Annotated in this window: 23 protein-coding genes, 1 pseudogene and 1 riboswitch; of the genes and pseudogenes, 10 read left to right on the top strand and 14 right to left on the bottom strand. The window is 26.7% G+C overall.

Going from position 1 to position 24,283, the window contains the following annotated elements:
- Nucleotides 1-636: 636 nt before the first annotated feature.
- Nucleotides 637-813 (top strand): hypothetical protein, encoded by a 177-nt coding sequence (locus JJC01_07895; protein UDN59768.1) that lies wholly within the window; start codon nt 637-639, stop codon nt 811-813.
- A 628-nt stretch (nt 814-1,441) separates the two neighbouring features.
- On the opposite strand, the pseudogene JJC01_07890 reads toward JJC01_07895, so the two are convergent.
- Both JJC01_07890 and JJC01_07885 read right to left on the bottom strand, forming a co-directional pair.
- Nucleotides 1,442-1,696, bottom strand: a pseudogene (locus tag JJC01_07890) (hypothetical protein).
- A 265-nt stretch (nt 1,697-1,961) separates the two neighbouring features.
- Nucleotides 1,962-2,339, bottom strand: coding sequence for a BlaI/MecI/CopY family transcriptional regulator (locus JJC01_07885; GenBank protein UDN59767.1), 378 nt, complete (start codon nt 2,337-2,339; stop codon nt 1,962-1,964).
- A 209-nt stretch (nt 2,340-2,548) separates the two neighbouring features.
- Nucleotides 2,549-2,645, top strand: a riboswitch (cyclic di-GMP riboswitch).
- 52 nt (nt 2,646-2,697) lie between these two features.
- On the opposite strand from JJC01_07885, the gene JJC01_07880 reads away from it, so the two are divergent.
- Both JJC01_07880 and JJC01_07875 read left to right on the top strand, forming a co-directional pair.
- The gene (locus JJC01_07880; protein ID UDN59766.1) at nt 2,698-2,874 is read left to right on the top strand and encodes a hypothetical protein; all 177 of its coding nucleotides are present in this window, start codon (nt 2,698-2,700) and stop codon (nt 2,872-2,874) included.
- Between the two features lie 611 nt (nt 2,875-3,485).
- Nucleotides 3,486-4,289 (top strand): hypothetical protein, encoded by an 804-nt coding sequence (locus tag JJC01_07875; GenBank protein UDN59765.1) that lies wholly within the window; start codon nt 3,486-3,488, stop codon nt 4,287-4,289.
- A 508-nt stretch (nt 4,290-4,797) separates the two neighbouring features.
- Here JJC01_07875 and JJC01_07870 read toward each other — a convergent pair.
- Complete coding sequence (locus JJC01_07870; protein UDN59764.1) at nt 4,798-5,403, bottom strand: DUF3794 domain-containing protein; 606 nt, start codon at nt 5,401-5,403, stop codon at nt 4,798-4,800.
- 198 nt (nt 5,404-5,601) lie between these two features.
- Between JJC01_07870 and JJC01_07865 the strand changes: the two genes are divergently transcribed.
- From JJC01_07865 to JJC01_07840, 6 genes are all read left to right on the top strand, one after another.
- Nucleotides 5,602-6,174 carry a DUF3794 domain-containing protein gene (locus JJC01_07865; protein ID UDN59763.1) on the top strand — a complete coding sequence of 191 codons (573 nt, stop codon included), beginning with the start codon at nt 5,602-5,604 and terminating at the stop codon, nt 6,172-6,174.
- Nucleotides 6,175-6,200: 26 nt separating this feature from the next.
- A complete protein-coding gene (locus JJC01_07860) occupies nt 6,201-6,803 on the top strand; it encodes a DUF3794 domain-containing protein (GenBank protein ID UDN59762.1) in 603 nt (200 codons plus the stop codon).
- A 30-nt stretch (nt 6,804-6,833) separates the two neighbouring features.
- Entirely contained in the window at nt 6,834-8,033 is a 1,200-nt protein-coding gene (locus tag JJC01_07855) for a hypothetical protein (protein UDN59761.1), read from the top strand.
- 410 nt (nt 8,034-8,443) lie between these two features.
- Nucleotides 8,444-9,244: a PIG-L family deacetylase gene (locus JJC01_07850; protein ID UDN59760.1), complete on the top strand. Its 801-nt coding sequence runs from the start codon at nt 8,444-8,446 to the stop codon at nt 9,242-9,244.
- Between the two features lie 184 nt (nt 9,245-9,428).
- Nucleotides 9,429-10,145, top strand: coding sequence for a response regulator transcription factor (locus tag JJC01_07845; GenBank protein UDN59759.1), 717 nt, complete (start codon nt 9,429-9,431; stop codon nt 10,143-10,145).
- Nucleotides 10,114-11,712, top strand: a complete 1,599-nt coding sequence (locus tag JJC01_07840) for a sensor histidine kinase (GenBank protein UDN59758.1) — start codon at nt 10,114-10,116, stop codon at nt 11,710-11,712. The genes JJC01_07845 and JJC01_07840 overlap by 32 nt, the downstream gene beginning before the upstream one ends.
- 143 nt (nt 11,713-11,855) lie before the next feature.
- On the opposite strand, the gene JJC01_07835 is transcribed toward JJC01_07840, so the two are convergent.
- The 11 genes from JJC01_07835 to JJC01_07785 form a co-directional block, all read right to left on the bottom strand.
- Entirely contained in the window at nt 11,856-12,851 is a 996-nt protein-coding gene (locus JJC01_07835; GenBank protein ID UDN59757.1) for a GGDEF domain-containing protein, read from the bottom strand.
- A gap of 393 nt (nt 12,852-13,244) precedes the next feature.
- The gene (locus JJC01_07830; protein ID UDN59756.1) at nt 13,245-14,747 is read right to left on the bottom strand and encodes a phosphomannomutase/phosphoglucomutase; all 1,503 of its coding nucleotides are present in this window, start codon (nt 14,745-14,747) and stop codon (nt 13,245-13,247) included.
- Between the two features lie 107 nt (nt 14,748-14,854).
- Complete coding sequence (locus tag JJC01_07825) at nt 14,855-15,520, bottom strand: ribulose-phosphate 3-epimerase (protein UDN59755.1); 666 nt, start codon at nt 15,518-15,520, stop codon at nt 14,855-14,857.
- A gap of 32 nt (nt 15,521-15,552) precedes the next feature.
- Nucleotides 15,553-15,999, bottom strand: coding sequence for a ribose 5-phosphate isomerase B (gene rpiB, locus JJC01_07820; protein ID UDN59754.1), 447 nt, complete (start codon nt 15,997-15,999; stop codon nt 15,553-15,555).
- 139 nt (nt 16,000-16,138) lie between these two features.
- Nucleotides 16,139-17,059: a transketolase family protein gene (locus tag JJC01_07815; protein ID UDN59753.1), complete on the bottom strand. Its 921-nt coding sequence runs from the start codon at nt 17,057-17,059 to the stop codon at nt 16,139-16,141.
- A 2-nt stretch (nt 17,060-17,061) separates the two neighbouring features.
- Entirely contained in the window at nt 17,062-17,874 is an 813-nt protein-coding gene (locus tag JJC01_07810; GenBank protein UDN59752.1) for a transketolase, read from the bottom strand.
- A 91-nt stretch (nt 17,875-17,965) separates the two neighbouring features.
- A complete protein-coding gene (locus tag JJC01_07805; protein UDN59751.1) occupies nt 17,966-18,997 on the bottom strand; it encodes a zinc-binding dehydrogenase in 1,032 nt (343 codons plus the stop codon).
- Nucleotides 18,998-20,050 (bottom strand): galactitol-1-phosphate 5-dehydrogenase, encoded by a 1,053-nt coding sequence (locus JJC01_07800; protein ID UDN59750.1) that lies wholly within the window; start codon nt 20,048-20,050, stop codon nt 18,998-19,000.
- Between the two features lie 130 nt (nt 20,051-20,180).
- Nucleotides 20,181-21,455 carry a PTS galactitol transporter subunit IIC gene (locus JJC01_07795; protein ID UDN59749.1) on the bottom strand — a complete coding sequence of 425 codons (1,275 nt, stop codon included), beginning with the start codon at nt 21,453-21,455 and terminating at the stop codon, nt 20,181-20,183.
- Nucleotides 21,456-21,512: 57 nt separating this feature from the next.
- Entirely contained in the window at nt 21,513-21,788 is a 276-nt protein-coding gene (locus JJC01_07790; GenBank protein ID UDN59748.1) for a PTS sugar transporter subunit IIB, read from the bottom strand.
- Between the two features lie 67 nt (nt 21,789-21,855).
- The gene (locus JJC01_07785; protein ID UDN59747.1) at nt 21,856-22,314 is read right to left on the bottom strand and encodes a PTS sugar transporter subunit IIA; all 459 of its coding nucleotides are present in this window, start codon (nt 22,312-22,314) and stop codon (nt 21,856-21,858) included.
- A gap of 487 nt (nt 22,315-22,801) precedes the next feature.
- Between JJC01_07785 and JJC01_07780 the strand changes: the two genes are divergently transcribed.
- Nucleotides 22,802-24,280, top strand: a complete 1,479-nt coding sequence (locus JJC01_07780; GenBank protein UDN59746.1) for an aryl-sulfate sulfotransferase — start codon at nt 22,802-22,804, stop codon at nt 24,278-24,280.
- Nucleotides 24,281-24,283: the final 3 nt, after the last annotated feature.

The following is a 24,283-nucleotide window of genomic DNA, read 5'->3' as shown; positions in this document are numbered from 1 at the left end:
ATTTTGATTGGATTCAGCTGAATTAATGTATATTAATTCTTATTGAGTAGTTTTTATTTTCTAGGAGGAAAAATGGTGGAAGAATCATATTTTACTAATTTTCTTCCACCATTCTTCCTCCTGAATATACTTAGAAGCATTTATTTCACTGCAATAATAGCTACTTATTTAAATTCAATTTTTATACATCCTATCTACTATATACTATACATATCCTATTAAAATTTATATAAACAGAAGATAAACTTATTTCATTTTTTTAACATGTTCAGAATAATAAACAAAATGAAGGTAGAAAAAGTTATAATTTCATACCTTCATTTTGTTTATTATGTATCTATTTGTCATTTTTTTATTTCAAATTCTTAAAATATTCTTCGAGTTCAATTAATTTATCTTCATCCACTATCACTAAAGTTTTTCAAATAAGAGAATTTAGCTGAATATATCCATCTAATTTTTACCATATAACCTATATGAATTGCATATACCTTAGTTGTATTTTTTATATAATCTAGTTATTTCAATATAATTACTAAATATGTTACTAATAAATTTATTTATTTTATTGGCATTTATTATGTTGTTTATTAGAATGAATTTAATAAAATTTTTAAATAAAAGGATATTGATAAAATGAGAGTAGCTGAGTATTTGTCACATAAACCTATAGTAGCAGTAGATAATCATGATAGAATTGATGGAAAGTATGCAAACAATTCTAATGCAAAAGCTTTGTCTTTAGAAAAACCCCAAAACAAATTGAGCATTTCCAATACTTACACATATACAACTCTCTTAAATTTGCAGTGAGTGGCTAATAGTGCAATTGATAACACTTATTAAAGTCTCTCAACACCTTATATTCCAACTGTTAAACTATACTTTAGTAGAAAAATCGCACACTACAAAACTTCTATATTTTTATTATATCATAATAATATTATTTTTGAATATGTGTACCAATTTGTGGTATAATAAAAGCAAGAAGAACTACAATCTATTTAGACGTAGAGTGAAGTTCAAATACTAAATGTTTATTCTTTTTGAACTTGATTTTTAGTTCAAAACTAAAGTCACTCCTGCCAGAGTGGCTTTTTACTTTTTTAAATAACTTACTAATTAAGTAAACTATTAAACTGGCTAGTATGCCCTGTAAAAAATTATCCATACATATTCACCTCCCTTCTATACCTTGGGAGGATAATCTTTTGTATGAACTCCACTCTATAAATTGTAGATTACATCTTCTTGCTAAAAAGATTATAACATATAACTTTTACATATTTTACCTATTATATATTTAACTAAGCAAATTTGAACAAAGCAAAAGCGCCTACCATTTAAGTAGGTGCTTCTTTATTCTTATATATCTTTACTCTAATCTCTATTAGTATTAATTACACCAAAAATATAATCACTAAGAATATTTTTTACTCTTTTAATCTTTTCTAACACTTTTATCAAACAGTATTCCTATTCCTCCTAGTAAAGCCAATATAGAACCAAAATTTCTATATTGTGAAATAGATTGTTCTAAATATACATTGTATTGGTTGGTATCCATTGTTCCACCATTTTGTCACATAATACAATCTATATTAAATTGCCCTAAGGCTATACAGCAAAATAACACTATTATTCCAATTACAAAAGCAAATATACATATTGTAAGTTTAATATCATTATTTTCTATAAATATACCTCTCATAATTTAGATTTCTTTGTTATTTTTTAATTAATGATATATTATCTACATTTTTTATCTTTAAAATATGTTCAGAATAATAAATAAAATAAAGGTACAAAAACTTATACTTTCATACCTTCATTGTTTTTATTATTTAATTATCTATCATTTTCATTTTTTAAATTATTGATTTATATATATATAAATTCTATCTCAATAAAGTTTTCTAAACAAGAGAATTTATATAAATATTTTTGCAATTTATTCCAAGTCATTCTTCAAAATTCCTATAATACTCTTCTAAATAATATAGTTTTTCTTTACTTATGGACTTATGTGTAGTCGTAAGAGAACGTATAATTTTTCTGTTTTTAGTAGATTTTAATACTTTTTTCTTGAAAGTATCATACTCTTCACTAGTTATTATTATTTTATAATGCGATTGAAATCTTATAATATCTCTAGCTAAAAAATCCTTACAAATTAATCCTTTTAATATTATTTTTATTGTACTCTTATGCCATCCATATATCTGCTTTATGTCTCTTATTATTTCTTTTTTAGATATCAAAGAATCTTTTTCCCATAGATAGCACATTACCACAAATTCTGCTCTTACTAACTGTTCTATTAATATTTCTTCTTCCACATTTTGTCACTCCCTCAAATTCTGTCTAGTTCAAATTAATAATAGAAGCTTCTAATCATAATTGATACAGGTAATTTTTACCATAAAATCTATATATTTAGTATGTTTTTTTTAAGTAAAATGACGTTCATATTTATAAATTTATCCAATTTTCAAACAATCATGTTGAATAATAACTAATTCTGTTGTATTATTGTAGTTGTAGAATAAAACTAAATCGGCAAAACTAGAGAAATTTAGTGACGCAAAGCTATAGGGACTAAGACTTGTAAAGTATATTATAAGTTATGTCAGCCAGTTGCCAAAAAGATATTTTTCTTTTTGTTTTTATGAAAGTTTTTTAGGGGGATAATAATATATGTTTAGAGATAAAATGGATAGATGTACACATATGTTAACTGCTTATATTGGTAGTTCATATGATTATTGTGATTTTATAGATACACAGTTAGATGATTTTATACTAGAATACGGAGAAAATATAGTAGAATCTTGTTTGCATCAAGTGATGGTATTGGTAAGTAAGTATAATTAAATAGACCTTATTTTCTAGAAAACCCTTTTTAGTTTTATCTACTTTTAAATACTATTCTGTTAAAAAATTAATTAAAATATATTTCTAGCATTCACAGTTTTATTTTTTATTAAAACATGATATAATTTTGAGATTTTATTTAAGTACGAAATCAAAGAACACATGGACTGCTGTTTGCCTTCATTTCGTACATAACTTTGTTTCTATTCAAGTCTGAAATAAGTTAGACTTTTAATATATTTATATTTGTATTTACCCTAATTTCTTTATTTTTAGAATCTAATACTTCTATAATATTAGTTAATGCCTTCTATACATCATTTTCATTTACAACAAAATTATTATTTATCACCATTACAATTTATAAATTTATCTATATCTAAGGGATGCTTAAATTTAGTTATTATACCTCTATTGCATAAAAGTTCTTTCACATGTTTATTCATATATTTACACAAAATATAAAAAAATTATATAATTCAATTGGAAATAGCATTTTTATATATATTAATGTAAAATTTTGTTTTTATTTGTATCATAAAGGTACTCAAGTCATATATATATATTAGGATATTGAATTTATCCTAATATATATATAGGAGTGGTAAAGAGTGGATAATACAAAGAGTTTAGAATATTATAAAAATAATTTAGAATCATATTCTAGTGATTTAATGAAATTAGTAATTGGATTAACAGAGGAGAAATATTTAGATGCAAATACAAGAGTTTATTTAACACCTTGTCAAATATGGAGAATAATAAAATATTTTTTAGTTGGCGAAAGTTATGATTTATATGATGCAAAAGTTAAATTAGATTTTCAGAAAGATTTAAGTTTCAATTTAGATAATGGCATATTAAATGAACTTTCCGAAGAATTAGAATCTCTAATAGATTCTAATTATGTAAAAAACTGCAAACTTAGAGAAGAATTAAAAAGAGCTTTTAGATTGTCTGAGTGTTTAGCTGAAGCTATAAGACAAATAAGTTGTAATGATAACTGTGAATTTTTAGTAGGAAAATTATTTTGCTTATTGGTACAAATTATACTTTTAATAATATCTATTATAGCTAAAATAATTATACTGTTAATATTCTGTAGTGATTGCATTTCATGCAATGATGAAAAAGATGTAAGATCTTCTTTCTGCGATTGTCTAATTTGTGATTTAGAAAAAGAATTGGATGAAATAGAAGAGTTAATTGATGAACTAATTAAATTAGCCATTGCATTTATAAAATGTGGTTCAAAAAAATGTAAACATGATGAACATCACGGTTGTGACTATTGTAATATTTATCATGAAAACTCATCTTATATAAACAATTATGAAGATGATATACAAGAATGCTTTGATAAGTACAAAAAACAATGCTATACAAAAAAATGTAAATGTAATAGAAACTACTAAAAATCTTATTTTTATACAAAATAAAATCTTTCAAAAGCTCTATTAACTATAATAGAACTTGTTATTTTTATCTAATATATTTTGATAGCTAAATATATAGAATAATACAAATAATATGACTTTTTAGCTATTTGAAATATTTTATAATAATATACAAACTATAATACAGAAGAAGTTACTTCAATAGGTTTAAAAATCTAAAAGAGATAGCTTCTTTTGTATAAGTAAAAATCTATAATATTTTTACTTTTTTGAAATCTATAAAAAGACCTTATTTTTATATGTAATTGAGGTCTTTTTTTATTATCTTAAATTTACTGATATATAATTTTTTCCAATATTTTAACTCAAATAGTAACAATTATAAGTTTAATAATACTATATTATATTAATTTATTATATATCTATTTATAGTAATTGTTAAATTTTCTCTTATATAAACTGACTTTAATTTAATAAAAAGACAATAAATATATGTAAATATACCTATTGCCTCTTATTTAAATATTTATTTGTATCTAATTTTACTATTATATTTATCACTAAGACTATATTTACATTGTGTAACATTATTACAACTATCTGAACAGTCATCATTATCATAATAGCATAAATTTGGATTATGCATACAATAACTTCTACAGCATTTACAATTATTACAATTACGAAGTTGTGGACAAATTATAAATAATAGTGATAAATCAATCATTCTACAATCAAAGTGTTTTACACAAATATTCTCTATTCCAACAAAAATAGTTTCTATAATATTATCACACTTATCATACCTCAAATCTTTTAGCAAGATAAATTGACAAAATGGTATACTCCAATGTGCAGAATGAAGAGACTGCTGACAATTATCTCCTGTATATATAACCTTAATATTTTTAAATCCTTTTATAACTAATTTTGGCCCTAGTATAGTGTTAATAATCTCCTTATCTTCTATGCATATCTTTACACTTACTTCATTAATACATTCTATATCTGGTTTTTGTGTTGGAACACATAGTATATCATCTTCTATAAATTCTTTATAGTATTTCATACATTTGTTATCTGGATAGTCTTCTAAGGGTGTAATTCCCGTTTTTAAAATACTTTCATTCATATAAATATCTCCTTAATTTTATAATTATATAGAGATTAAAGTTTCTATATACATTTTATATATGATATAAAATCATATATTGTTATAAAAAAGCTAAAAAAATAAAAAATCTTAAAAACATGTAACAAAAAGTCGAAATTTAAATAAATTATATTGAGAGGTAAAAACTTTCAATAAATTATATAAGGAGAGATAAATATGAATAGTAATGCATGTGCTTGTAATATGGATTTAATTGATGTAAGCGGTTTATGTGACATAGACGATGTTACACAGGTTATAAGTCAATATCCTTATTGGTTTCAGATGTATATACCAGAAACATTAAGTATCCCAATACAAAAACCAGATATTGAACAGATAAATTCAGTTAATGTATCAGTGAATATATTGAGAACAAAAGTAGTAAAAACACCTGTATCACCTTTAGATGCTAATTGTGATTTTATACCAAACTTAGAAGGAAAAATCTCTACAGGAAGAAAAATTATTGTTGAGGGTGAATTGTGTCAAAAAATATCTTATACAGCTGATGAAAGATCTCAATCAGTTCATTCTGCACATTTTTATGTACCATTTTCAAGCTATATAGTTATACCACAGAAAATTACTTTTAATAAGGGCACAAAATCAATGAAATTAGACTCACTTGATGTAGACTATCAAGTAAATGCGTGTATAGAAGATTTGTCTGTAAGCCTATTAGATGCAAGAACTATCTCTAAATATACAACATTATTATTATATGCAATACCAAGAAATACATTATAAAATTATAAAAATAAGGAGTAGAGGAAATGTTAAATTCTAATTATACAAATGGCACATCTTATCAATTCCATGATAAATGCTGTTGCGATGATAAGATATTAAATATTGTTGGTGTCTATCCAGAATCAAAAATAGAAAAAGTTTTGCAATGCCCCTGTCCTGAAGATAAAAACAAATGGACAGAGTTTTTTGTATCAGAAACAGTAGATATACCATCACAAAAGCCAAATATAGAAGATATAGTTGAAGTACATTCTTGTGTAGATATAATATCTCAAAGAGTAATAAAAACACCTTTGGTAAACGGATACAGCTCATGTAATGGATACTATATCCCAGGAGAAACTATACCAAATGGAGAATGTACAAATTTGACAGGAAAAAAACTAATAATAGAGGGACTACTAAGACAAAAAATAATCTATACAGCAGCACTAGGTGAACAATCAGTTCATTCTGCAGATTTTAATATACCATTTTCAGTATTTATAATAATAGAGAAAAATACACCACTATACCAACAATTTAAAATAACAGCATATATAGAGGATATATATGCATGTGTATTATCAGAAAGAAGTGTCTTTAAAAATACAACTATTTTTATAAAGGCATCAAAAATATGTTAAGTAATTTAAATAAAATGAGGAGGAATAAAAATGGGATGTAATAAAAAAACTTGTGAATGTGACTTTAATATCAAAACTTTAGGTATATGTGATGTATCAAAATTAAATATGAATGGATGTAAAAAAGAAAACTTAAATTGGACAGAGATTTCAATTCCTGAGATACTTCCCATCCCAAGATTAAAACCTGATATAGAAAATATAGATCAAGTTTATGCAAGTGCAACAATTACTTCAGTAAAACTTATAGAAACTCCATTTGCATATAAATCATATAATTTATATATTAGCTTGGATATATTGAATAAAATAGAAGCTATATTAGATGCGTTTCTAGCAGCAAATATACAGACAACAATTAATACATTGATTGGTGGAATAAATGATTTAATATCAACAATTAAGGATGCTATACCTTTAATACCTGGATTAGGTGAGATTATAAATCCTTTATTAGCTAAGTTACAAAGATTACTAGATTTAGTTCAACCATCTGTGAATTCTATTTTATTTGATATTGATAATTTGTTAAATACAATTCAAACTGATATAGCAAGAATAGTATGCGAATCTCTTAATTCTATAATATGCAGAACAGACGATTTAATAAGATTACTAAAATCTATACAAATTGTTATCAATGATATATTTGAAACAGTTAGTACACTTGAAGGACCATTAATAGAAATATTAATAACAACTTTACAAACAATAATTAATAATATCATTACACCTTCATTTGAGATATTAATTGGAGAAAATGGTATATTAATTATACTTGTTGAAAGTTTAAGTAGAATACCAATCGATTGTGACAAGACTAGTGCATTTGCAATACTACAAAATGCTGAAGGAACATGCTTAAATGGAAGAAAACTAATAGTAAATGGTTTATTAAAACAGAAAATAGTATATACTGCTCTAGTAGATGAACAATCAGTTCATTCTGCACATTATGAAGTACCATTTTTAGCATATATAATTCCATATGCCAAATTTGAATGCTTGACATATGAAGAAGGAATAGTTATTTCACCACCTGGAAGACCAGTAGTTACAATAAATGGTTACAGATATAATCCTAAGCTAGACATAGAAGTGGATTTATGTGAGGAATTTATTGTAGATTCATGTATTGAAGATATATATGTAAATGATCTTGATGAAAGAACTATATTTAAAAATATAACATTATTCTTAAAAGCACAATTAAAATCGTTGTGTAATTAAGGTTAATACTATTTTACTAGTATACTATATAAAGTAATATAAACAAACCAAATTAATAACAGTATCTAAATTTTCAAAGGCGTTAATAATACCAAATTTACGCCTTTGAATTTAGTTTAAATACTTAATACCTCACTAAATGAAAGCAATGAAAAAATAGTCTTTGTGCCACGTACGCTTAGATTCAATAATTCATAAAACGTCAAGTAGATATTTAGCTTATTTATAAGTTTATTCCAATAAACCACCCCTTCTTTTTTCTTACTTCTATATAAATTTTTTTAATTTTTAGTTTGGTTAACAAAAAATTTTATTCCATTAATCTACTCTATATTTTTTGATTTTTAAGAAATAATTTTTAATACTTTGATTGATAATATAAGTAAGACAGCTTTTCAGGAGATGATTAAATGACTCTTAAAAACAAGAAGTTTACTATAAATAAGTATGGAATTTTATCTATCATTTTAGTTTTATGCTTGATTTTAACAGGTTTTAATAGCTATGTTAATTATAGTAATAGAAAGTTTAAAGATTATGTTGTTTTCTATGTTCAACATCAAGATGATGAGGTATTGTGGGCTGGTAGTGCTATTGTAAATGCTGTAAAAGAAAGAGGACAAAATAATGTATTTGTGGTTTTAGTATCTACTGGATGTGGTATATCTGTTTTTGATAGATATAAAAAATATGAAACTCTTACAGATAGCCAAAAATCAGAATACAGAAATAGAGAGTTCTTAGCTTCTCTTAATAATCTAGGAGTAAAAAGAGAAAACATAATAATCTTACCAGAAAAAAATGTAAAGGGTACTACTAATTTTAACTCTATGGAAGAAATTGCAATTACTTTTGAAAAAAAATTTAAAAGTGTAACCCATATAGCACATACTTACAAGTTAGATGACCATTTACAACACATAAAAAATGGCTCTGTTATTCAAGGTCTATATAACTCTGGTCAAATCAAAGATGCCAAATACTTTGTAAAACCTAAGTTTGCTCATGAAATAAGTTTTAACAACAAGATAGTTTATAAAGCTCATTCTATTGAGGACTATGAAAAAGTTAAAAATGCATGTGAACAATATAAACTTATTGATGAATCAGAATGTAGAGAGGGTATTGGTTATAAATCTGACCACAAATCTTTTGATAAATTATTAAGTGATAAAAATGTTCCTGCTATACTCCACACTCCTAATTTATAACAAATATTTATTTTAAAATAAATATTTGTTATAAATTCTTAATAATTATGAAATTCCTTTGTTATTTATATTTGTTAATATATTTTTAGAGCTAGTCAATTTATATACTTACTGTTTTCTGAAACCAATTTTTAGTATAAAATAAAAATTGATTAAAAATAAAATTTCGAGGGGGATTAATGAAGTGAATCAAAATATATTGGTTGTAGATGATGATAGGGAAATAGTAGATGCTATAGAATTCTATTTAAAACCTGATAATCTTAACGTTTTAAAAGCATATGATGGGTTAGAAGCTTTGGACATATTAATTGAAAATGATATTAAATTAATAATAATGGATGTAATGATGCCCAATTTAGATGGTCTTAAGACTACTCTCAAGATAAGAGAAAAAAAGAATATTCCTATAATACTTTTATCTGCAAAATCACAGGATATGGACAAAATTATAGGCCTTAATATGGGTGCTGATGATTACATAACTAAACCATTTAATCCACTCGAACTTACTGCACGAGTAAAATCTCAGCTTAGAAGATATATAAACTTAGGAGATTTTAGTAATACAAACAATTCAAATGATACTAATTATATTTTAAAAAGTGGAGGTCTTGAGCTAAATACAGATACAAAAATAGTTTCTTTAGATGGTGAAGAAGTTAAAATGACACCTCTTGAGTATAAAATACTTGTTCTTCTCCTATCACGAAAAGGAAAAATATTCTCTTCTCATGAGATTTATGAAAAAGTTTGGAACGAAGATGCTTATAGCTGCGAAAGAACTGTTGCTGTTCATATTAGAAGAATTAGAGAAAAGATTGAAGTAAATTCAAAAGAACCAAAATATTTAAAGGTGGTGTGGGGTATTGGTTACAAAATTGAAAAACTTAATTATTAATGATTCAAGAGCAAAATTTATTTTATTATTACTATTATTTCTATCGCTTTCTATATTATTTGAGACAATATACGATTTAAATAATAACTTTATTGATATTAATGAATTTAAATATTTATACAATGAGGTAGCTATACCTTGCTTTTACTACTTTGGGCCTCCTTTGTATTTATCAAAAACAAATTTGAAATTTATTTGTGAAGGTATTGCATTATTAAGTTGTATATTGGCTATATTATTTTTTATATTCTATAAAAAAAATAACCAAAATAAAGTTAAATTCTTAGAAAACATTATCACTTTCTTTTCCAATGTAAAGATTGAGTTTACACTTATATTAATTTTAATACTTTTAGCATTACGATTTTACATATTTACAAACACTAAAATGTTCTACAATACAAATTTAATTGTATTTAATTTTATTATTCTATCTGTAATTTATATAATATATGAAAACATAAAGCATGGTGGCTACAATCCAAAAGATATGTCTATAACATGTAGATTCTTTTCAGATCTTGTTAGCAGATATAATAGAAAAACTATAAATAAGAAACTAGCTATAGCATTTTTAATCTCTATAGTTATACAAGCAGTTATTCAGTACATAGCTTTAGTATTATTTATGCGTATATATTACGCTAATGCTATAGTTATAGAGGTTTTATTTACACTTGTAAGTATAATTGCTTGTTCTTATATATACAACTTTTTATCTACTAAGTTTAATTACATAAATAATATCTCAAAAAATATAAAAAACATTGAAAATGGAAATCTAAAATATAAGTTGGAAGTGATAGGAGATGATGAAATATCTGCTTTATCTAAAAGCATAAATAATATAACAGATGGTCTTGAAGCTGCTGTAGATGCTAATATAAAAAGTGAAAGAATGAAAACTGAGCTTATAACAAATGTATCTCATGACTTAAAGACTCCACTTACATCTATACTAAGTTATGTAGATATGTTAAAAAATAACGACCTTGATAAAGAAACTATAAACGACTATATAAATATTTTAGATAAAAAATCACAAAGATTAAAATTATTGATAGAAGATATATTCGAAGCTTCTAAACTTAGTAGTGGTGATGTTGAATTTAATATAACAAAGACTGATATAAAAGAACTCTTAATTCAAAGTATAGTAGAACTTGAAGATAAAATTCAAAACAGTAATTTAGATTTTATAATAGAAACACCAGAAGACTCTGTATTTACTATGATAGATGGAAAAAAGACTTGGAGGGTCTTTGAAAACCTAATTGGTAATATACTAAAATATTCTATGAAAAATACTAGAGTTTACATAGATATGTTTATAAAAGATGAAAATATAATAGTAACCTTTAAAAATATTTCAAATGATAAATTAAATCTAAAACCAGAAGAATTAATAGAAAGATTTAGAAGAGGTGATATATCCAGAAATACAGATGGCTCTGGTCTGGGCTTATCAATTTCTCAAAATATAATTGAATTACAAAATGCAACTATGGAAATAATTATAGATGCTGATTTATTTAAGGTAACCCTTGCTTTTAAAAAAATTAATTAATATTAAATATATAAGGTTGTAAATTGCAAAATAATTTTTATTTTAAATTACATGCTATAAATAGTTAACTTGTAATTTACAACCTTATTAAAATCATAAAACTATTTTTAATATACATATATACTTATTTTTATATACTTGCTCTAATATATAGTCTTATTTTTTCCTGATTTTTTAGCTTTATATAATTTTTTATCTGCCTCGCTTAAAAATGCTTCAAAGGAATCAAAGTCTATCCATTCAGAAATTCCAATGCTTACAGTTATTTTATATTGAAGTTCTTTAAAATTATATTTAAGTAGACTATTATGAACTTTAGATTCAATATGAATTGCTTTTTCTATATTTTCTGTCAAAACAATAAATTCATCTCCACCATATCTACCAGCAAATAGATAGTAATCTTTAAATGATTGAATGATGTAAGCCATCACTCTTATAACCTCATCTCCCACTAGATGCCCATAATTATCATTTACATGTTTAAAATTATCTATGTCGATTATCATTATTGCATAATTTTTAGAATTATCTTTAACAGTATATTTTATATTTCCCATAATGGCTCTTTGATTTAATAAACCAGTTAATTCATCCGTAATAGCCAGTTGCTGAAGTTTTCTGTTTGCCTCTAACAACATAACTCTTTGCTCTTCTATTTCTTTTGTTTTTTCATTAATAATGGCCTCTAGTCTATTATTTTCAGCTTCCATTAAACTTATCGGAAAATACTCACCTATTTTTTGTAAATCATTTGCAACAGAATTATGAACACTACTTATTAATATTTCTCCCTCATATTCAACACATAAGTATGTTATTCTTATTTCTACTTGAAAATTATAGCCTTTTTTAGTTTTCTTACAAACTAGATACTCTCCAAATACAGTATGTGAATTTTTTGAATATTCTTTACTATCTAGCCATAACTTTTCTAAAATAAAACTATCTGGTGATTGTTTTACATACTCTTCTAATAAATACTCTACCTCTTCAATACTATTCCCTACTTCAAACTTTCCAGTACCAATCCAACATATATTTTTGTGAAAAAAAGACATACATTTTTTCACATCCCTCTCTACAAAATATGCATTTATAAACTGCTCAACACGTTCAACATATTTGTTCTTAAACATAATATTATTATCCCCTTATCGTTCTAATAAAGTTATTATATCATGACATTGTGTATTTGTTTAAAGAAAAAAATTTATATCTATACATAATATATTTTTTATGCTTTTTTAGAAGTAAACAAGAAAAAAACCTCCTTGGAGGTCTCTTTCTAAATGTTGGGGTTTATATTTACATATTTATTTGATTATACCTTTTAGTGCGATATTAATACATTTTAAATTATATTTCTCTATAAATCATCATGTATTTCATCTCTCTGTATTTATAATATCACATAGAGTTTCCATAATCAGTTACATCTCTGTTACCTAAGATTACAATTTTGTAATATTTGTAATCTTAGGTATAAATTTACATCCATTCTTTAATATAGTATATGTTTTTTATTAACACTAAAGACCTTTTAAGTCATATTTTTCTAGGAAAAGTTTTAATTCAGAGTAAATTTCTTCTGCTCCACCAACTTTATTTGATTCAATATTTAAAGCTAACAATGGCTCATGTAATGATATTCTAAGTAAAAACCAACCATCTCCATTTGCTTCATTACAATTGACTCTTATACCTTCAAAGTTATTTGGTGCAACAGACCATCCATCAACATTATTAACATGAGAATCTAATTCTTTTAGTATACCTTCTGCATATGGTCTAAAATCTTCTTTATTGATTCCTATTCTAACTTCTTTTTCTTCCTTTGCTTCTTCAAGGTTTTCTATCAATTCTTCTATAGTTTTTCCCTCTAAAGACAGTTTTGCAACTTTTATTAAAATTTTAGCTATTAAATATGCTCCATCGTCTAAAAAATAATTTTCTTTTAGAGCAGCATGTCCAGATGTCTCTATAGCTAAATGGCACTCTTCATCTTCACTATTTAATCTTATAGCTTCATTTATTACATTTTTATATCCTCTTTTAAATCTATGATGTCTTCCTCCTAATTCACTTATGAATTTAGCAAGACCTTCTGAAGTAATAGAATCAGTTACTATGGCTGTATTTGGATGTTCTTCTAATATTATTGATGATATAACAGCTATAAGAGCATTTTTATTTATTGGTTTCCCATTTTTACCTACAATAGCAGCTCTATCTACATCTGTATCAAATATTATTCCTAAATCACTCTTATTATCTAATACGGCTTTACAGATGCTTTCCATTGCTTCTTTATTCTCAGGATTTGGTATATGATTTGGAAACATACCGTCTGGGTTCAAAAACTGACTACCTGTTGTATCTGCTCCCAGTATGTGTAAAACTTTTTCAGCAAAGAACCCTCCAGCTCCATTTCCTGCATCAACTAGTATTTTAAGTCCAGAAAAAGGCTTTTCATAGTTTTTACTTGAATTTACACCTGTTCTAATTTTATCTATCAATAAATTAGAATAATCTTCTATTAAATTTTTTACTACAGCTGTTCCTTTTTTGTCTACTCCTTCAGACTGTACACTATCATTTTTAACAGCTATATCTAACATTTCTTTTATATCTGTTTTTTCTAGACCACCATTTTCTGTAAAAAACTTTAACCCATTATAGTAATAAGGTAAATGGCTAGCTGTAATCATAATTGAGCCATCAGAGTGGTATCCATCCATGATAGTTGTCATAAACATTGCTGGTGTTGTAGCAATCTCACAATCAATTACATCACAATTATCATTAATCAAAGTTTCAATAACAGTATTTCTAAATTGACTCCCTGTTATTCTAGAATCAGTTCCTATTGCAACAGTTACTTTATCTTTTTTAGTTTTTTCTTTTAACCAAATATGAAATGCTTTAGCTATTTTTTTTACTTCTTCTACAGTTAAATTAACTTCCTTAGAATCATTTTTATATGCTATTCCTCTAATATCTGTTCCATTTTGCAGCTTGTATATGTCACCCATAAACATTCTCCTTACTCAATTAAAATTTTTATTAAAGATTATAAAATTCCTAACTTATTTAAAGTTTACATTATTTAAATATGCATATTTTATAATTTTATTATTAACTATTTTATACTTTCTTTTAATTCTTTTATCTTCTCTTTATATGAAATTGGAGGCTTATCATTAAATAAAGCTGAAGTACCTACAACATATATATCGACTTTTTTGCCACTCATAAGTCTAATGGTCTCTTTATTTATATTTCCATCAACTTCTATAAATGGAGGATTATCATAATCTTTTAATATCTCCGTAAGCTTATCTAACTTATCTAAAACAGATAGATTAAATTTTTGACCTGCAAATCCTGGATTTACTGTCATTACTAAGATACCCTCAACTAAACCTATATATTCTTCTATTTTATCTACACTAGTTTGAGGACTTATCGCTAATACTGGCCCTATTCCATATTCTCTCAACTTTTGTATATCAGCTTTTACATCTGTGCTTGATTCCACATGAAAAGAAATATACTTTGGTTTTATATAAGACATCATATCAATATACTTATTTGGAGTTTCTGTAGCTAAATGAATATCTAAAGGTATAGTTGTATTTTCACTTATTGATTTTAATAGTTCTGGTCCCATAGCTAAGTTTTTGACAAATATTCCATCCATAACATCACAGTGAAGCAATTTTACATCAGCTTCTTCAAGAGATTCTAGTTCTTTTTTTAAATTCATTTGGTCTGCACACATTATTGAAGCACAAATAATAGACATAACTCTCCTCCTTAGATATAAATTTTCATTATTTATAAGTTTTCATTTTCTATATCATCAATCATTTGTAATCTTCTTGTATGTCTTTCTCCATTATAACTTGAATTTAACCATTCTTCAACAATTCTCATTGCTAATCCTTTTCCAATAACTCTTTCCCCTAAACAAAGTACATTTGTATTATTGTGTTCTCTCGTGGCTTTAGCTGAAAAACAATCTGACACAACTGCTGCTCTAATTCCTTTAAATTTATTTGCAGCAATAGACATGCCTATTCCTGTACCACAACAAAGTATACCTAAATCTGATTTTTTACTTTGAACATTTTGACTTACTTTTTTTGCATATATTGGAAAATCTACACTTTCTTTTGAAGTTGTTCCTACATCTTCAACTTCTATACCTTTATTTATTAAGTTTTCTTTTATAAATTCCTTTAACTCGTAACCACCATGGTCACATCCAATAGATATTTTCATTAAAAAGCACCCCTCTTTATATAAAATTTTATAATTATCGTAAAAATAAAGCTGTCCCATTGTAGAAATTTCTTTCTATTTTTAAGACAGCTTTAATTGATTTATATCAAACCAATTTATTATTCAATGATATTTACATCTATAATAATTCTTTTATATTTTTTACTATATCTTCAGTAGTTAATCCATAATGTTTTAATAAGTCTGCTGGTGTACCTGATTGACCAAATACATCCTTAACACCAATTCTTCTAACTACTACATCTTTAGTTTCTGCTAAAGCTTCACATACAGCTGAACCTAAACCACCAATTATACTATGCTCTTCTGCTGTAACTACTTTTCCAGTTTTCTTAGCACTTTCTTTTATTAATGTTTCATCTAAAGGTTTTATTGTAGATATATTAACAACTTCTACATTTATACCTTCTTTAGCAAGTTCTTCTGCTGCTTCTAATGCTTTTGCTACCATTATTCCTGTAGCTATCACTGTTATATCAGAACCTTCTCTTAAAACAGTTCCTTTTCCTATTTCAAATTTATAGTTTTCACTGTTTACATCTGGAGTTGCAGCTCTACCTAATCTTATATATACAGGTCCATTATAATCAATAGATGCAAATATTGCTTGTCTTGCTTCTAAAGCATCTGCTGGATTTAACACAACCATATTTGGTATACCTCTCATTAAAGATATATCTTCTATAGCTTGATGGCTTCCTCCATCTTCTCCTACTGTTACTCCTGCATGAGTAGCTGCTATTTTAACATTTAAGTTTGGATATGCTACAGAGTTTCTTATTTGCTCATAGCCTCTACCTGCTGCAAATATTGCAAAAGTACTTGCAAAAGGTATTTTTCCACAAGTAGCAAGACCTGCTGCTGTACCAATCATGTCACCTTCTGCTATCCCCATATCAAAAAATCTATCTGGAGCAACTTCTTTAAATGATATACTTTTTGTAGCTTTTCCTAAGTCTGCATCCAATACTACTATATCTTTATTTTCTGCAAGTTCTTTTAACACTTGTCCGTAAGCTTCTCTAGTTGCTATTCCCATTCCTATAGACCTCCTTCTAAATCTTTCAATGCTTGTTCTGCTTGTTCTGCATTTGGAGCTGTTCCATGCCATGCAGCATTATTTTCCATAAATGAAACACCTTTACCTTTTACAGTTTTAGCTATTATTACTGTTGGTTTTCCTGTAACTTTTTTAGCTTCATCTATTGCATTTCCTATTTCATCAAAACAATGTCCATTTATTACTATTACATTCCATCCAAAAGATTTAAATTTGTCATCTACTGGACTAACATTCATTACCTCTTCATTAGAACCATCTATTTGTAATCCATTTAAGTCAACAAATGCAATTAAGTTGTCTAATTTATAATGTGATGCTGTCATTGCAGCTTCCCATATTTGACCTTCTTGGATTTCTCCATCACCTAATATAGTATACACTGTATAGTCTTTATTATCTAATTTACCAGCTAGTGCCATACCATTTGCAGCAGATAAACCTTGTCCAAGAGAACCAGTAGACATATCTACTCCTGCTACTTTTTTCATGTCTGGATGTCCTTGTAACTTAGAACCAAACTTTCTAAGTGTCAATAATTCTTCTTCTGGGAAAAATCCTTTTTCTGCTAATGTAGCATATAAAGCTGGTGCTGCATGACCTTTTGATAGAACAAATCTATCTCTATCATCCATTTTTGGATTTTCTACACATATGTTCATTTTATCAAAATATAACACTGTTAACATGTCAGCTATTGATAATGAACCACCTGGATGCCCGCTTTTAGCTTCTGCAACCATTTTTATTATGTTTTTTCTAATATTATTAGAATGATCTCTAAGAGTGCTCATACTTTTTTCCTCCTGTTATTTTTTAAGACCTTACATTTTCTTATCCTACAGTAGATTTTACAATTTTTTTTAAAATAATACAAATGTTTTTTTAAGATTTTACTGCAACTTTTATTTCTTCTCCGTTCATTAAGGCTGTAATACCCTCTTTAAATTCGTCTAAACCAACAGTTCTTGTAACTAATGCTTCTGTATTTACTTTTCCACTAGCCATTAAATCTAATGCTATAATCCAAGAACTTGGTTTTTGTGATCTACTTCCAATATATTGTAACTCTCTTTGAATTATTGCTTCTTGATCCATTTCATTTAGTTTTTTGGCAAATATCCCAACTTGTACGAAAGTTCCTTTCTTTCTAAGTAATCTTAAAGCTTCATTAACTGCTGGCATAAATCCAGAACAATCAAATCCTTTATTTACTCCATTTCCATCAGTCATTTCATTTACTACATCTGCTAGACTTTCTTCCATTACGTTTACAGTTCTATCTACTCCAAGATTTTTAGCTATTTCTAATCTTTCTTTATCTTTTGTAACACCAGACATTATAACTGTAGCACCTTGAGATTTAACAACTTGAGCTAATAGTAAACCTATTGGCCCTGGTCCTATTATTAATACTGTATCATCACTTTCTATAGTAGTTTTTTCAAGAGCTGCATGAACACAACAAGCTAGTGGCTCTGTAAGAGCTGCTGATAATAAAGATACATTTTCAGGAAGTACATGTATGCTTTCCTCTCTTGATAATACATATTCAGCAAAACTTCCATCTGCTTGAGTACCAATACCTTTTCTAGTTGGGCATAAATTGTAGTCTTTAGTTGCACAATATATACATTTTTCACAAGTTGCAAAAGTAGTTTCTGATGTAACTCTATCTCCTACTTTTATATTTTTAACATCTTCACCAATTTCTACGACAATTCCAGAAAATTCATGACCTAAAGTTACTGGAGCTTTTATATTTGCATACTCCCCTTTAAATGAATGTATATCTGAACCACATATACCACTGTATTCTACTTTTATTTTAACTTTATCTCCTGTAGCTTTTGGCTCTTCTACCTCTAATACTTCTACATTATCATAACCTGGTTTAGTTTTAACTACTGCCTTCATTTATTTTTCAACCCCTTGTGGTAAAATTAATATCTTATTAAATTCTTCTTTTCTATCTCTTATCATTTCAAATGCTTTATAAGTATCTTCAAGTGAAAATCTATGAGATACCATTTCTTTTAATTTTATTTTTCCTTCATTAACTAGAGTGATTCCTTTAGTCCACTCTTGTCCTGGGAATGGTGCAGAATAAGAATTCCAGAAACCTTTTAACTCTAGTTCTTTTCTAAATATATTTTCAAATGCTTCTTCAGATAAAGTTATATCTGAATATGCTATTCCTAAAAATCCTATTTTACTTTTCTTTTTAGTTATAAGTAAACATTGTTCTTGAGTTATTTTAGAGCCTGCACATTCAAGTGCTATATCAACACCTTTTCCACCAGTAAGTTCTTTTATTTTTTCTACTGGGTTTACATCTTTAGCATTAATTATTATATCAGCACCTAATTCTTTTGATTCTCTTAATTTATTATCAGATATATCAACTGCTATAATTGTTCCAGCTCCTGCTATCTTAAGTCCTTGTATTACTAGTTGACCCATTGTTCCACTACCCATTACAGCTACAGTATCTCCAACTTGGATACCTATATTAAGTACTCCATGCATAGCAACTGCAAGTGGTTCTATCATAGCGGCATCTTCAAAATCCATGTCTCCTATTGGTAAAACATTTGTAGCTTTTATATTTGCATATTCTGCAAAAGCTCCAAAAGTTTTAGCTCCTAACATACCATGGTCATCACATAATGAAAATAACCCTCTCTTACAATATTCACACTCATTGCAAGGTATAAAAGGAATCGCAACTACTCTATCTCCAACTTTTACATTTTTTACATCCTTACCAACTTCTGCAATTACTCCAGAAAATTCATGTCCTGGTATAGCTGGAACTGGATATTTCCAATGTTTCAATACTCTTGGAGGATCTGACCCACATATTCCTGCTGCCATAACTTTTATTTTTACCTCATCACTTTCACATGGTTTTATTTCTATATCTTCAAATCTCATATCATTTGTGCCATGTAATACTGCTGCTTTCACGATAAATCTCCTCCTTTTGTATTTTGTATTTTTTTAAAATTTATAAAAAATATTACTCTTTTCTAGTAGCTGCTAAATGTTAAATTTTCGCATACTTTACTAAAAAAGAGTAATCTCTATTAACTAAATATTAGAATATTCCAAGTGAAGAAACTAATTGAGATAATTTCAATATTCCCCATTTTAGTAAGTTACCACCTGTATCTATACTTGTAACCATTGTTGTTCCTTCTGGCATCATATTTGCTTGTTGTAATAATTGCGTATGAACATCTGCAAAATTTGTAGCCATATAAAGTGATATAGCTATTACTATAGTTCCTGTTATAACTGATTGAACTATATTACCTTTTCTAAAACATACTATAAATGCCATATAGAATGGTATTGTTGCTAAGTCACCAAATGGTAAAACTTTATTTCCTGGTAATATAACTGCTAAGAATAGAGTTATAGGAACAAGTATAAGAGCTGTTGATATAACTGCTGGATGTCCAGTTGCTACTGCTGCATCTAGCCCTATATAAAGTTCTCTATCTCCATATTTTGCTTGTAAGAAATCTCTTATTGATTCTGAAATTGGAATTAAACCTTCCATTAATATTCTAACCATTCTAGGCATAAGTAACATTACTGCACCCATTGATATACCTACATTGAATATTCCTGCTACATCGTATCCAGCAAGAGCTCCAAGTATTATCCCTAGTATAATACCCATCATCATTGGTTCACCAAATATACCGAATTTTTTTTGTATAGAATCTGGGTCTGCTTGTATTTTATTTATTCCTGGTATTTTTTCAACAAATTTACCCACTAAATATCCAAGTGGAGCAAATGAGGCTGTTGAACCAGTTGGTAATGCTATACCTTCTAAATCATAAAACTCCTGAACATTCTTGGCTGTTTTTTCTGCAATAAATAGTACTAACAATTCCATTAATATTGCACAGAATATAGCCCAGATATAACTTCCTGTTACTATATATCCAACTGCACCTGCTACTATAAAGTGCCAATAATTCCATATATCAACGTTTAATATCTTTGTTTTATTGAAGTATAATAATAGTAAGTTTACTAATAAACAAACTGGTATTAATATTGGTGCAACTGGTGAAGCCCATGTTGCTGATGCTGTTGTTGGCCAACCAACATCTATTACTGTTAAATTAAGTCCAAATCTCTCAACCATTCCTTGAGCTGCTGGCCCTAGTGTTGAAGTTAATAGGTTTACAACTAAGTTTATACCCACAAACCCTATACCAATTGTAAGACCTGATTTTAAAGCTTTTGTAAATTTAATTCTAAATATCATTCCTAAGACTACAATTGTTATTGGTAGTATTACTGTTGGTCCCATGTTTAAAATGTACTGTACTACTGCTAATAATTTATCCATTTATAAATCCTCCTTTTTCTGTTTTTTTAATATGATTTCAATTTATTTATGATAGGATTATTTTAAAGCATCTAATATTTTTTTATCTAATGCTGCTGTATTAACTCCAGTTATATATGCTGTTGCTTTTATTGCTGGTATATTATAAGTTGTTGGTAATATAGTTGTTGATACTATTAAATCTGCTCCATCTTGCTTTGTTGCACATTCAGCTATTTTGCATTGTATAACTTCTGCTTGTATATTATTTTCTTTAACTAATCTTTCTACCTTATCACAAACTACTGTTGATGTTGCTATTCCTGCTCCACATGCTACTAATATTTTTTTCATTTTTATTTCCTCCTAATAATTTTTATTTTCTTATTTTTATTGTTAGTATCTTTTATTCTTTTATTTTTTATAAAGACTTTATTGTCTTTAAAACTTCTTCTTTATCAGTAGAATCCATTAGCTTCTCAACTAATTCTTTATTTTGCATAATCCCCATCAATTCTGTTAATACAGACAATTGACTGTGTGGTTGATTAAGCCCCAAAACGAAAGCTAAATTTACAGGTACTTTTTCATCTTGGTCTTCCATAGAACTAAATACTACTGGTTCATTAAAAGTACAGACTGCTATAAATTGTTCTTTAATATATTCTGCATCTGTATGTGGTATAGCTACTCCATAATCACCTAAGTTTAAACCTGTTGGAAATACATTTTCTCTTCCTAGTATTTTTTCTCCAAATTCTTCTTTTACAAAGCCTAATTCAAAAACTTTATTATGTATTTCCTTAAAGAAATCTTCTTTTGTTTTACAATCCATTTTAAGGTTTATAACTTTATCACTTACAAAATTTATAAACTCCATATTTGCACCTCCTAATTGCTCTTATCTCATATCTTGTTTTTCTTGTCTTTATATAAAGCATATGCCGTGCCAAAAAGTGGCTTTTTTTGTGAAATAAAAGAAAATGTTTTCCTTGAAATAATGTTCAATTGCAGGATTTTAGCCAACTTTCATAGATAAATTTTTTTTAATTTTTATTTTAATTTTCACTTGTTAAGCACTTAACTATCCATATATTTTTATATTTTCGTGGTTTTTTTTGTTATAGAAATGGTTTTTTTATTTTTTATGGGTGGTTTTTTCTGTTTCTTAGCTATTTTATAAAATTATTCAATCTAAACAACATTAATTTTCGTATTTATTGTTTAATTATTTCAGTGTGAATGAATTTTCATATAATTGTCTATCAAAATTCACGTTACGCATAATTAAATTCATAGTATGTTTTTATTTATATAATAAAATCAATATGAAAATATATAAAACTTAATATGAAAAGGAGATAAGAATGAAAAGAAAAAATTTATTAAAGATAGTATTTTTATGTAGTATTTTATTTGTTTCTGGTGTTTTCGCAAAGCAAGTCTTTGCATCTCAAAGTAAGTCGAAAAAAACACTTACTATAACTGTAAATGGTTATGATGTAACACTATCTAAAGAGGGAATTTTTAATAGTCAAAACGTAAAGCAACTTAATTCAACAAATCAAAATAGTATAACAATAAAAAACTCTAAAAGTGTAAACAGTGTCAAAATAGATGATAAAGAAATTAATGTAAATGATAAATCAACTTTTAAATTGAAAGAAATCAGTAGCTCTTCTAAAATAAAAATATCTGTAATGTATAGTGGTGAGAATTCATATAGAAATTATTACATAAATTCTCTTTCAAAAGATTTTCCAAAGTATACTGTTACTGCAAATAGCCCTTATGATGGTGATTATTATCTTACTACACACAATGAAGAATATAATTTTGTATTTAAATTAAATAACAAAGGAAATATAGTTTTTTACAAGGAAGTCGAATCAAATCCTTTTGATTTTAAAAAAATCACTACAGATGATGGTAAAGTTAGATATGGATATTTACTTCAAGATAAAGACTCAACAAAACGAATAAGTTCTGTTGGATACTCACCAACATATCTTGTTATATTAGATGAAAATTATAATGAAATAAATAAAATTACTATGGAAAAAAATAAAAACATAGAATCTGGTACTGAGTTAGAAAACCATGACTTTATATACATAAATGATAATCACTATATCGTTTCTAGTTATCAAAAATCTAAGGCAACAAACATTCCTTCAAACTTGAATAAAGGAAATTCACCTTATGTGGTAAATAGTGTACTACAAGAAATAAAAGATGGTAAAGTTGTATGGCAGTGGGAAAGTATTGACCATGAAAAACTATATGAAGAAAGTGTTGAACAAAATAATTTTAGCGAAAAAAGTGATACATCCTTAGACTATGTACATTTCAATTCTATGACTATTGACCCCAAAGACGGAAATCTAATCTGTTCATTTAGAAATTTAGATGAAGTTATTAAATTAGATAGAAAAACAGGAGAAATTATTTGGACCCTAGGAGGATTGGGTGATGAGTTCAATTTAACAGATAATCAAAAATTCTCAAGACAGCATAATGCTAGAATTACAGATGATGGATATATAACCTTATATGATAATGGTGTAAAAAATAAATCTACAAGAGTTATTAAAATAAAATTGGATGAAGAAAATAAAAAAGTTACTGAATATCGCTCATATGACATAAATGACTATTACAAATATATGGGTTCAGTTCAAGAAATAGATAGTGAAAAAGATGTATTCTTAGTTGGAACTGGTGGAAAGGCTGGAGAAAAGCAAGATTTAGTAGCTATGGAAAAAGATTTTTCTAATGATAAAGTTTATTTCAGATTCTCCTTTAAGAGTGGTGAAAGTATGTATAGATGCTATAAAATTCAATAAAAA

It is taken from the genome of Clostridioides sp. ES-S-0010-02, from assembly GCA_020641055.1.
In the GTDB taxonomy this organism is placed as follows: domain Bacteria; phylum Bacillota; class Clostridia; order Peptostreptococcales; family Peptostreptococcaceae; genus Clostridioides.
The sequence above is the reverse complement of the archived record's forward strand: the minus strand, read 5'-3'. Positions and strand labels throughout refer to the sequence as shown.